This is a genomic window from Nostoc sp. TCL26-01, from assembly GCF_013393945.1.
Taxonomy (GTDB): Bacteria; Cyanobacteriota; Cyanobacteriia; order Cyanobacteriales; family Nostocaceae; genus Trichormus.
In genome coordinates this window covers 6000551-6012831 of sequence record NZ_CP040297.1, presented here as the reverse complement: position 1 = coordinate 6012831, position 12281 = coordinate 6000551, and the positions used below count along the sequence as shown (strand labels likewise).

Genomic DNA, 12281 nt, shown 5'->3' with positions numbered 1-12281 from the left:
TATATTCTCCCAGAACCTGTATATCTTCCAAAAGTGGATGCTCCCGATCAAGAAGATGGTAAAGCCGAGGGTGTGCCAATCTTGCCGAGAAAATCAGATTATTCTATTTGGGCTAGAGTGATGACAGCAGAATATCAACAACTCTGCAATGATGTTCACCAAGGTATAGAGACTGTAATTGATAGTTACGGTGCAACTAATCCCGCAGAATTTTTTGCTGTGGCAACTGAGACATTTTTTGAGAAGCCAGAGTCATTATTAGAGAAGCATCCAAAATTATATAAGCTGTTACAAAATTATTATCAAGTAGCTCCTATACAATGGATTTAAGTAATGATTTAATTCCTCAGCAATTCCTGAATAGAAACTGCAATATCAGGAAATGCTAAGGGGTTAATAATACCTTGGGTGAGTATTTCCTTTGATTGATAACCTGCCTCCGTTGGTACTCGAAAGATGATGAGTTGCATTGTTTGCAAATTTATCACCCAATATTCTGGAATACCTGCGATCGCATAAATCTTGGTTTTCACTGCTAAATCTTTAGTCAGGCTGGAGTCTGAATACTCAATTAGCCAAAAAATATTTTCGGGGTAAGGATGATGTTCTTTGTAATCTCGCCCCAAACGTTGGACGATCGCAATATCTGGCTCTGGTTCAGAGTTACTATCAGGTAAGGTAATTGGTTTTGCCTGTCGCAGTAATTACATCTTTGCCAAAATTTTACCTTTAACTCAATCTTCATTCAGTTTGAGTACAGACGCATAGGTAAGTTGGCGCTGACAACGCAAATATGTCACCAACTTTGATGGATATTTGAGCAATAGCCTGTACTCAAAAAATATCTCATTGTATTTTTACAAAAAAAATATAGTTTTACCAGTAATTGTACAGCCAAAGATTTTAACCCTCAATATGGCTGCAAACGCTATTTTACAGAATCTATAACTAAAAGTCTATGAGTTTGATATTAAATTAGGGCAGTATTATATATGACTTAGTTGAGGTCGATTTTTTAGCTTTGTTTTTGTCCAGGATGGGCAATATCGCCAGTTTGTCATTTTCCACACTCTTATCCAAAAGCCATGCAGTTGACTCAGAACCTCTATCTCTATTCATTTTTAGCTCATTTTAAATTTCTGCACAAAAGTTACACCGCCAAAATCATGTTGGTGGCATTTTTGGGTACTCACATACCACTATTAAGCTTGCTGTTTAGTTTTGTCATCTCTAATTCCTATTCTTGGGAAATGGCAATTAAGGTTTTAGTAACTGCACTCTTAGCTACATTAATTGGTACAGCTGCTACCCTCTATGCACTCCACCATCTGCTTGTTCCCGTCAAATTGACATCCGCCGCTTTGCGAGAATACCTCGACACCAAAACCTTACCCCAACTACCGACAGAATTTGTGGATGAAGCCGGGACGCTGATGGCAGATACGTCACAAACTCTACATAAATTAGACGAATTGATTGATTATATTAGCCATTACGACGAACTCACAGGATTACCCAATCGAGAGCTATTCTGTACACGCCTCTATCAAACTATATCTTCATCGCCAAATAGTCAACGCATGGTAGCCGTCATGGTATTGGGTATTGATGATTTTACCGACATCAGTCATGCGATTGAGCATCAGCAGGTTAGTCTACTTTTAAGAAGTGTAGCCCAGCGTTTACAAACCTGCATGGCACAGGCAGATATTTTAGCTTATAGCAGTGGGGATGAATTTGCGATCGCTCGTGTAGAAATACCTTCTTTTGAAAATGTCATTAAGCTATCGCAGTTGCTCTTGAGTACCTTGGCTAAACCCTTTTCTATCCAAGGTCATCAAATTCATATCACGGCTAGCATAGGAATTACAATTGATGAACTCAATAGTCTCAATCATGTAGATCACCTCTTACAACAAGCCCATATAGCTTTGTATCAAGCCAAGCAAAAAGGGCGAAATCAATACCAGTTTTATTCATCAGATATTAATGAACAACTGCAAGAGCGATTGACCTTAGAAAATGATTTATATGGAGCGCTAGAACGAAATGAATTCATAGTTTATTATCAACCAATTATTGATTTATCCAGTGGACAAATGACAGCAATGGAAGCACTAGTACGCTGGCAACATCCTACACGAGGTTTGATTTCTCCTGCTAAGTTTATTCCCATTGCTGAAGCGAATGGTTTAATTGTGCAAATCGGTGAATGGGTATTAAGAACTGCTTGCAATCAAAACCGTGCTTGGCAACTTGCCGGATTTGCACCCATCCGAATGTCGGTAAATCTATCAGCTCGACAATTTGAAAAACCAGATTTAGTCAAACTTGTCGGCCAAATTTTAAAAGAAACAGATTTGCACTCATCTTATTTAGAACTGGAAGTAACTGAAAGTTTCTTGATGACTGATATTCAGCGTTCTGTTACCACTTTGAAAGAATTAAGAGCATTGGGTATATGGTTAGCCTTGGATGACTTTGGTACTGGCTATTCTTCTCTCAATTATCTCAAGCGCTTCCCAGTAAATATGTTAAAAATTGATCGGTCATTTATCATGGATGTGGTGACTAATCCTGATAGTGGGGCCGTGACTGATGCCATTATTGCCCTGGCCAAGAGCCTCCAGTTAAAAATTACAGCAGAAGGTGTAGAAACACAACAACAGCTTGACTATTTACAAAAGCGCGGCTGTCACGAAGTCCAGGGATTTTACTTCGGTATCCCATCTCCGGCTCATAAAATCACAGAAACTTTGCAGCAAGGTTCTGAGAAGATGAATAAAATTGCGGCATAATCCTCAAAACTGAACCGTATTGGGCGATAAATAATTGAAAAACCCCACCTGATTTTAGCTTTTGCCAAAATGGGCGGGGTTGAATAACATCTAATGGGCAATTATTTTGGAAATAGAGAGATAATTATCCATTAACTGTTATTTATGGTCAAGAAATAGGGAACAAGGGATAGGTGAAAGCTTGATTATGTCTTCACTTCCTCAAGATGTTGCTTGAGTTAAAAAGCTCCGACTCTGCCCATGATGACGTAAATCGTTCTACCAATCAACTGTAAATCGTATAGTGGATGCCAGTTACTCTGATAACGTAAGTCTAAATCAACTATTTGTTCAAAATCTTTGATGTGAGAACGTCCGTTGACTTGCCATTCGCCAGTTAAACCAGGCTTGACGTTGAGTCTTTGCCAGTGACGAGGGTTGTACTTAGCTACTTCGTCAGCAGTGGGGGGACGTGTACCTACTAAACTCATGTCACCCATGAAGATGTTCCAAAATTGTGGTAGTTCATCTAGACTAGTGCTACGCAAAAAGCGTCCTACTCTGGTGACACGAAAATCATGCTTATTTTTAAAAATTAGACCATCTGCTTCGTTCTCTACCAGAGATTTGAGTCTCTCTGCATCACTCACCATTGAACGGAATTTCCAGATGTGGAATGTGCGTCCCTGGAGTCCATAACGTTCTTGAGAGAAGAAAATAGGCCCTGGACTGTCTAGCTTAACAGCGATCGCAATAGGTATGAACAAAATAGCTAGAATTAGCAGTCCTACTAAACTCCCTACAATATCCAAGCATCGTTTGAATTTAGACTTTACGGAGGGATGAGGATTGGCTGTTAATTCCCAAATGTTATAAGTAGTACCTTGCAAGACGCTTTCTAATTCTGTTTGATACATGGTACGTTCTCTAGCCGAATGCCTAGTTATAGGGGTATTATTACTGAATCTCACTCAGAATATAAACGCAGCCTCATCAAAAACCCCGTATTTTACGGTATATTTACGTAATCTTCATCAAGATTCTAGGGATCATGAAGTTTTATGAATTTAAAATAAAGAAACATAAATCTATCTCATGGAAGATGTTTAACGAAAAATAATATGTATAAAAGAATGCTTTGAGAAACATGGAACTCACCACGAATGACCAATTACCAATCACCAATGACCCATGACAACTCATTTATCAGTAAAGTGACAAAAATGCTTCTATCATTTGCCAGAAGCCATAAAAAACAAAATCATTAATAGTATGAAAACAGTATTTACTTAGAGTCGTATTGATTTAATTAAATTACTCAATTAATAATTTCATCAAACTATTCAAATGCTCTTTTACAATCGGGGTGATTAAAAAATGATTTTAGCTGGTGTCGAGGTAAAAGTTAGCCGCTTGGAATCTATTGTTGAACAAATTGGGGAAGCAGTACTATCTACAACTGAGACAATAGAACGTCTCGCTGATAGAATGGACAATCTCAGTTGTCAAGTTGAAGCTCAAGGAAAACAATTACAGCAGCAAGGTTATCAAATTTTTGCTCTGTGTGATGCCATCCAAACTCTGGCTGAATCTCAAGATGATTCCCTCCAAAAATTAGCCCAACTCACCCAAACTTTAGATAAGTTGACGGCTTTAATTCAAGGAGTAGATGAAGAATTGTCAGAGCAAGGCAGAAAATAAACAACCAAGAAGAACATTGTTGACCAATGAATAATAACTAATCACACCTTTAACTGGGTGACAGCAATATTACCTGCAAAACAAACATCGACATCACTGCCGGGAGTGCGATCGCGTTTGCCGTATTCACCCACATAATAGAAATCATCCCCATCCATGCGATAGTTGACTGGTAAAGGTTTCGTACAAGGTTGGCAAAACACTATCTCCGGTTCTGGTTCGCCTGGTTGTAGATGAGGTAAGTTGACATTCCAAAAACATCCCGGTTCTAAAGGACGATGGAGTAACTCGCCTAAAACTTGAGTTGTGAATTTAGCTGCCACATCCCAGTCAAAATTCTGTTTGCCTTTACGATATTGAGAAATAGCAATGCCGGCAATACCGTGCATCGCTGCTTCCCGCACAGCCGCCACAGTCCCAGAAATATAAGCATCCACACCTAAATTTCCCCCTGCATTGATCCCTGACAAGACAAGCTTGACATCTTGGGAAATTTGTGATATGGCAATTCTGATACAATCGGCAGGAGTACCAGCGATCGCATACTCACTATCCGAACGTTTCTGGAGATTAATCGGGCGAGTAGTAGTAACTTGATGACCACAACCCGATTGATGATCTCTAGGTGCAGCAATAATCACCTGTTGGCCATTAACAGCCTGCACTAAAGCCTTAATTCCCGGCGCATCAATACCGTCATCGTTAGTTAAGATTATTGACATAGAATTACGAATTACGAATTAATCCCACTGTACCCCTGTGAAAGCAACTCGTAAACGCCAGCTTTTTTGCTTGGGAACCTTGACTGATAAAACACCACTTTTGAGTTCTTCTTTGACATAGGGACTATCCAAAACAGCCCAATTTTTAAGAATACGCTCTTTTCCATTGATTATTGCTCGACCGATGCCACTATTTGCTTCGTAAGTCATGGATAGGCGATCGCCTTGCAGACTTGTATAAGTCAATTGCCCTGAGCTTTTCCAAGCGCTATCATCAATCTGAGTCTTCTTCAGAGCCTTAACAAGACTAGGTAAATCAGGGTAATCAGCCACACTAGCCATATCTGTAACCCAAGCCGTCTGATTACCAATAGCCGCTAAAACCTGATAATCAGGATTTTTGGCAGATACAGTCTCTTGCCAATTAATTTTGTCACCCCAAGGACGAGAACACAACCAAGTATTTTCAATTCGCCAAATATACCAGTTTCCCTGCTGTACTGGTTTACCATAACGGGCTGGTAAGACTAAATGAGAACGTCCTGGTATCCCTGCCGCTTTATCCTCATCATTAAGACGCAATTGGTAGATAACTGCGCCTTGAGATTGGACATATTGATCCCCTGGAGAACTTCCCGTCGCCATCGGACTATGAAAAGTTCCAGCCAAACTAATGACTGCATTGTCAATGCCCTTGGGGTTCCGCACCACTAATTTATAGGTGGCATACTGGGCGTTGATAGTTCCCTTCACTTCATAAGCACGATCTGGTTGCAAAAGCGTCCCTAAACTGTAGTCTGGAGTAATGTAAAAATTCTCCCAAAATTGATTTCCTTGGTGATAACTGTAATAACCAGGATGACTTGCTTGGAGTGTAAAAGGTAAAGGTACTTCTTTCCTAGCTAACACTCGTAGCTGAGATGGCGGACGATAACTACTGAGTCCAGCCAGTAAAGCTACCCGTCCGCTTTTTTCACTCAAACGTTTTGCAGTCTCAGGTTTATCCCCCCACCACATCCAAGCCACAGCACTTAATTCGCTTTTATCCCATGTACCTCTATCAAAACCCCGACTTTCTGCACCACCAGCCGTCCCCCAACTGAGACGTAAAGCCATATTAGTCGCATACCAATCTAAAGCAGCCTTGGCTAATTGACGCAATTGGGGAGTCTTGGCAAAGTCGTAAAGATTCAGCCAACCACCAATAGCGTATCCGTAGTAAGTCGAAGAATGGAACTCACCCTGTCCTATTGTGAAGTACTTATTGAGTTCTGCCCTCAGCCAAGCCTCATTAGTCGCCGCTATACCGGGAAGAGGATTAGGCCAACCACTACCATTCATCAAAGCCAACCCAGATAGACGCTGCATCGCCATATGGTTTTCTGTGCCTTGTTCCATCCATTCCCAGATATGAGGACTAGTCAACATCCGCCGATAAGACGCTTCTACGGCTTGAGGCATGATTTTGCGGAACTTAAAAAATATAGGAATATCGAAAACAGCCCGGAAATGATAAAGGTCTGGTTTATCCTTGTCCATGTTGAGGAGAATTTTCCAGCTTTCTGCCGCAGGATAGCGCTTACCTAAACTCAAGCGTGACAGGATAACGGGAAGTAAATACTTATGGGGATCAGATATCTGTTCTCGTCGCCACCAAGCATCCAATTTATTTAAGTCTACAGCCGCTAACTGCTCCCGAATTGCCAAATTCCGCGCCTGAAATGCTGTTTCTAGGATCTGTTCATCTCTGGTTAAGGTACTGAAATCAGTTGCCAGTGACACCAGCTGTTTATTTGCCGACAAATTACCCATAAAATTGACCGTGCCAACAAAGGTAATCATCATCAACAATACCCAAGTTATCGTTTTCCCATATTTCATAAGTAGTTATAGGGTAATGAGCTATCTAGCCCTAGCCCATTCCTCTGTGTCTCTGTGCCTTTGTGGTTAGATAAATATTTTTTTACCACAGAGACACAGTGAAAAGTCGGAGCGGAGGTTTCCTCCGTAGACGCTTTGCGGCTTGCCGCAGGCATCTGAACTTTTCAAGACAAAGCCACAGAGAGAAAAGCTAAAGTTTTTTCGCTAAAAATGAGGATGTTCAAGCTATGCCTAGCTCCTAGCCTCTTGAAGAATAAATCTGTAAACAGAGTGCTTTTGACATTAGTTGTATAGTATTTTTGGTGCTAGTTGGTCTTATGGGATTATTAAATGACACAGATCCTCAACCAGGTTTTTAGGATAAAAAAAGTTATTATTCGGCTGATTCTGCCTTTGTTGACGGTGATTCTGACTTCTTCGCTATTCACCACTGCCGCACTAGCTACAGGAGTGTATCAAATACCCAGCTTGACAGCAGACAATGCTAACTGGGTTGTAGATCAAGGCGAAGTGATTAGCCGACTCAATGAAGGTACAATTAGCAGCAGCTTTGAAGATTTAGCCAAGCAAACTGGTAACGAAGTCAGATTTGTGACTATCCGGCGCTTAGATTATGGCGAAACACCAGACAGTTTTGCTAAAGCCTTGTTTAAAAAATGGTTTCCTAGCAAAGAAGCTCAAGCAAACCAAACATTGCTAGTACTGGATACAGTAACTAACGGTACAGCTATTCTCACAGGCGACAAAGTTAAGCCTTTGCTTACAGATGCGATCGCTCAAAGTGTAGCTTCAGAGACATTGGCTGCACCGTTACGCGATGGTAATAAATATAATCAAGCATTTTTGGATGCTAGCGATCGCCTAGTTGCTGTCCTCTCCGGTCAACCAGATCCCGGCCCTCCCGAAATTGTCGATAATGTCCAAGTGGAAGGCACATTTAAGAAGGCAGAGGAAACTGACCAAGGTAATGCTACAGCCTGGGTAATAGGACTATTAATTGCCGCTACTATTATCCCAATGGCAACTTACTACATTTACTTGGCAGTCCAACCACCATCTAGTCCTGAGTAAAGAGTGCTGAGTACTGAGTACTCATCACTCAATCTTGCACGTACTCTTGCCCTGTAACCAAGGCTAATTCAGCCCGCACAAATTCCCGTCCCAGATAGGCAGCATGATCTAAAAGTGTTACAGGGCAAGGGTAAGTTTCTTCCAAGATTTTCACACAGAGTTCTTTAGCTGTCCTCCCACTAAAAACCGTCGTGTGGGTTCTATCTACCTTACCCTTAGCAGGAATTACCTTACCTGTTTCTGGATCTACAGCCAAACCACGGTCATCAATAACATTTGTAAAATGCTTGGCATAAATTAAATCGGCTGCTCTATCTAAATAGATAATGAAATATCCGTTAGGGTCAAGGTCAATATGTCGCTGAGAAAGTTTATTATCAATGGCTGCTAAATCTTCAACTATCAAATCCATACGCTCTCAAAAGTAAATTTCTCTAGTCAGGGTTTTTACATTACATCTCAAGTGTAAATCTTTTAGGACTGACGCAAGTGCCATCTAGGATCAGCTTTGATGACTAATGACTATTGACCAATGACCAATGACCAATGACCATTGACTATGACACCTTCCCCTGACGTTCGCACTTAAACCCACGGCGCTGCCAAGTTTGGATATCTACTTGTTCAAGCTTGACAACATTTGAGCATTGGGGCTTGATCACTTGACTGAACGCTGCCCAAAATAAACTGCGTGTTACATCTAATCCTGTTTTTTGCCAAGACTCTCGATTACCAGGAACACCCATTTCTGGAACAACCTCAACCTCAACCCAAATACCATTAGCACCTAAGATAATTTGTGCCAGCCATTTTGCTCTGGGAAGATGAGTTGGTGAAGTAATTAGTTTCAGTTTATGAACTCCCCAACGTTGTAAAATTGGCACTCCGTAATATAAATTTTCAAAGGTGGAATTAGCACACTTTTCTAACCAAACGTTTTGTAAATCTGCTGCCTCTCGCTGAAAAATTAGCAGAATACAAGGATCTGAGGAACCATGAGAAATTAAAATTGGCACTTGGGGATATTGTTTTGCCGTTTGGGCAGCATAAATTTCGCGCCTAATACTACCACCAAGGACAAACAAGCCATCCACAGGTCTGGAAGATGCAAAAACTAGAGTTATAGTAGTGAAGATCAACCAAATCCCCAACAGCAAGCATAAACCCCCCGCAAGTTTTTGTAGCAACTGCCACTGTTTGCGGAATTTCTCACCTACGGAAATTGATAAATTTATAGTAAATTTGCGCTTCATGATACAAGACAAAAAAGCTTCGTTAGTTAAGCTGAAAAAGACCCCCCATTTCGTGACAGAAATGCTATCTTATAGAACTAGTATGGGATATAAAGATGACAGTAACAAAAGTGTCACACTATTTTCATAGTGCTAGATTAGACTTATAAAGAAATTCCCAAAACTAGTAACGTTTGTTAATAAAGTAACGCAAAAATTTAGCATAATTTAAAAAGGGGAATTTAATGAGAGGAGTGTAGCTAAAAATTGAGTATAAAACTTAAAAAATTCTCAAAAGTCTGATTGCTAAACTGACAAAATCACCATAAACTCCTGCTGATATACATGAATCCATCTGCGAAACGTTACTCACTGCTCCAAGTGGCCTTGATTGGTGGAGCGATCGCTACAACGGCCACTGTCTCTGTTTTTGGCTCTGCTTGGACTCGTAGTGTTCGCGCTGCCTTACAGGATAGTCCTAAAGCCTTAGTTGATCAGGTCTGGCAATTAGTAAACAGTGAATATGTTGACGGTAGTTTTAATCAACAAAATTGGCAAGCAACCAGACAAAGTTTATTAAGCAAAGACTATTCTTCTAAGGAAGAGGCTTACGTAGCCATTCGTGAAGCTCTGCAAAAATTGAATGATCCATATACCAGATTTATGGACCCCAAACAGTTTGAAGCCTTAACCAGTCAAACATCAGGGGAAGTATCTGGTATTGGTATCCGCATGGAATTGAATGACAAAACCAAGCGGCTGACTGTTGTAGAAGCCATAGAAAATTCTCCAGCCATCAAAGCCGGGATTAAAGCTGGCGATGAGATTTTAGCAATTGATGGCAAACCCACTCGCCTGATGAAAGTGGATGACGCTTCTAAGCTAATTCGTGGTAAGGAAGGTACAGTCATTACCTTGCGTTTAGGACGCACTGATAACAGCACTGTTGATTTGAAACTCACACGAGCCAAAATCGAAGTGCCAACAGTTAGCTATAATCTCAAGCAAGAAGGAAACCGTCGGGTGGGTTACATCCGCTTGCGTGAGTTTAGCGCTCATGCTTCAGAACAAATGGGACGAGCTATTCGTAATTTAAATGGACAAAAAGCCGATGCTTTTGTCTTAGATTTACGCGGTAATCCAGGCGGTTTGTTACAAGCAAGTATTGAAATTGCCCGGATGTGGCTAGACAATGGTGGCATTGTCCGCACAGTTGACCGTCAAGGTGTAGGCGAAAATACCAAAGCTAACCGCACGGCTTTAACAAAACTCCCCTTGGCAGTACTAGTAGATGGTAACTCAGCTAGTGCCAGTGAAATTCTCACAGGTGCGCTCAAGGATAATAAACGGGCTGTAGTTATTGGTAGTCAAACTTTTGGTAAGGCTTTAGTCCAGTCAGTCCATGAACTCCCAGATGGTTCAGGTTTGGCTGTCACCATTGCTCACTATTACACCCCCAATGGTACAGACATTAACCATAAGGGGATTACACCAGACATTAAGATTGATCTAACAGAATCACAAGAGCGCCAACTAGCGACTAACCCCAACCTGATTGGTACTCAAAGCGATCCTCAATACGCTCGTGCGATCGCAGCTTTATCTAATAATACCTTTGCTCAACCCCCAGTCAACAACAATTCCCGATCCATGAGTATTGGTGCTAACGATTTGAAGTTTTAAAAATTACTTGTGTGAGTTATTAGTTACCAGGTGTTCATATATCAGTCTGATGTGATCAAGTTCAAATCCCCGATTTCTTGAAGAAGTCGGGGATTTTGTTTTTCACCACCATCACTCATTTTTCACCCTTACTATATTAGTTATCTAATTATCCCTAATCTACAATTTTATGAATAATCAGCAAATTGATCTGCCAATGGTATCGGTGGTTATTCCTATCTATAACGGTGAGGCAGATTTACCAGAGTTAATTAACTGTTTGGTGTCTCAAACTTACCCTAGAGAACGGGTAGAGTACTTACTTGTAGATAATAATAGCAGCGATCGCACTCTCAGTTTAATTAACACCTCTGCTACTGATAGCCCTATTACTATTTGTCCCTTGAGCGAAAACCAAATTCAAAGCTCCTATGCAGCCAGGAATGCAGGGATTCGGGCGGCGGTGGGTGAAGTTATCGCTTTTACAGATGCCGATTGCCGTCCCCAACCCCAATGGTTAAATGCATTAATTCAGCCTTTTGTCAAGCCAGAAGTTGTAATTGTCGCTGGTGAGATTACTGCTTTTCCAGGGAAAAACTTACTAGAACGTCACGCCGACCGTCAAGAAACTCTCTCTCAGAAGCATACTCTAGGGCATCGCTTTTGTCCCTATGGTCAGACTGCTAATTTAGCAATTCGTCGTAGTGCTTTAGAAAAAGTCGGTATATTTCGTCCTTATTTGACTACTGGTGGTGATGCAGATATTTGCTGGCGCATTCTGGGAGCAAACATTGGTAGTTTAGAATTTGCCCCAGAAGCGATCGTTCAGCATCGTCATCGTGCCACACTGAAAGAATTAGCGAGTCAATGGCGACGTTATGGACGCTCTAATCGTTATTTGCACGAGCTGCACGGTGTAGAACTAATGCCAGAGATTACAGCCAAGGAAACCAGATATCGCCTAGCACGGTGGTTATTAAAAGAATTACCACGAGATAGTGCCAAAGCGATCGCTCGTCAAGCGACTTTGATAGATATATTAAATACACCCATCAGTCTATTCACTGCTAAAGCGCGGGCTGCTGGACAACGAGATGCTAAATTACCAGAACAAGCTAGAACAATTGAATGGTTATAAAAAGGAGTCAGAATACAGGAGTCAGAATACAGAATACTCTACCTGCATTTCTCACAAAACGGTAGGGGCGGGTTCACGAGATATTCGTGAATGATTG

10 protein-coding genes and 2 pseudogenes are annotated in these 12281 nt (G+C 41.1%); 6 read left to right on the top strand and 6 right to left on the bottom strand.

The annotated features are described in order from the left end of the window. Positions 1-45: 45 nt before the first annotated feature. Positions 46-330 (top strand): annotated as a pseudogene (locus tag FD725_RS25940) (zinc-dependent peptidase); the annotation flags it as partial. Between the two features lie 8 nt (positions 331-338). On the opposite strand, the pseudogene FD725_RS25935 reads toward FD725_RS25940, so the two are convergent. After that, positions 339-701: pseudogene (locus FD725_RS25935) on the bottom strand (Uma2 family endonuclease); the annotation flags it as partial. Positions 702-1085: 384 nt separating this feature from the next. Between FD725_RS25935 and FD725_RS25930 the strand changes: the two are divergent. Continuing rightward, positions 1086-2798: a bifunctional diguanylate cyclase/phosphodiesterase gene (locus FD725_RS25930; protein ID WP_179050795.1), complete on the top strand. Its 1713-nt coding sequence runs from the start codon at positions 1086-1088 to the stop codon at positions 2796-2798. Positions 2799-3016: 218 nt separating this feature from the next. On the opposite strand, the gene FD725_RS25925 is transcribed toward FD725_RS25930, so the two are convergent. Further along, complete coding sequence (locus tag FD725_RS25925) at positions 3017-3694, bottom strand: sugar transferase (RefSeq protein WP_179050794.1); 678 nt, start codon at positions 3692-3694, stop codon at positions 3017-3019. A gap of 460 nt (positions 3695-4154) precedes the next feature. Here FD725_RS25925 and FD725_RS25920 point away from each other — a divergent pair, with 460 nt between their 5' ends. Then, on the top strand, positions 4155-4478 hold the full coding sequence (locus tag FD725_RS25920) for a hypothetical protein (RefSeq protein ID WP_179050793.1): 324 nt from the start codon (positions 4155-4157) through the stop codon (positions 4476-4478). Between the two features lie 41 nt (positions 4479-4519). Here FD725_RS25920 and surE read toward each other — a convergent pair whose 3' ends face one another. Next, on the bottom strand, positions 4520-5200 hold the full coding sequence (surE, locus tag FD725_RS25915) for a 5'/3'-nucleotidase SurE (RefSeq protein WP_179050792.1): 681 nt from the start codon (positions 5198-5200) through the stop codon (positions 4520-4522). Positions 5201-5218: 18 nt separating this feature from the next. Continuing rightward, entirely contained in the window at positions 5219-7081 is a 1863-nt protein-coding gene (locus FD725_RS25910; RefSeq protein ID WP_179050791.1) for a hypothetical protein, read from the bottom strand. Between the two features lie 330 nt (positions 7082-7411). Between FD725_RS25910 and psb32 the strand changes: the two genes are divergently transcribed. After that, positions 7412-8152, top strand: coding sequence for a photosystem II repair protein Psb32 (psb32, locus tag FD725_RS25905; protein ID WP_179050790.1), 741 nt, complete (start codon positions 7412-7414; stop codon positions 8150-8152). Positions 8153-8180: 28 nt separating this feature from the next. Here the strand turns inward: psb32 and FD725_RS25900 are convergent, their stop codons facing one another. Together FD725_RS25900 and FD725_RS25895 are read right to left on the bottom strand one after the other, a co-directional pair. Beyond that, positions 8181-8564: a DUF4346 domain-containing protein gene (locus FD725_RS25900; protein ID WP_179050789.1), complete on the bottom strand. Its 384-nt coding sequence runs from the start codon at positions 8562-8564 to the stop codon at positions 8181-8183. Positions 8565-8709: 145 nt separating this feature from the next. Continuing rightward, positions 8710-9405, bottom strand: a complete 696-nt coding sequence (locus FD725_RS25895) for a YdcF family protein (protein WP_179050788.1) — start codon at positions 9403-9405, stop codon at positions 8710-8712. A gap of 324 nt (positions 9406-9729) precedes the next feature. Between FD725_RS25895 and ctpB the strand changes: the two genes are divergently transcribed. After that, complete coding sequence (gene ctpB, locus FD725_RS25890) at positions 9730-11067, top strand: carboxyl-terminal processing protease CtpB (RefSeq protein ID WP_179050787.1); 1338 nt, start codon at positions 9730-9732, stop codon at positions 11065-11067. 169 nt (positions 11068-11236) lie between these two features. Next, a complete protein-coding gene (locus FD725_RS25885; protein ID WP_179050786.1) occupies positions 11237-12184 on the top strand; it encodes a glycosyltransferase family 2 protein in 948 nt (315 codons plus the stop codon). Positions 12185-12281: the final 97 nt, after the last annotated feature.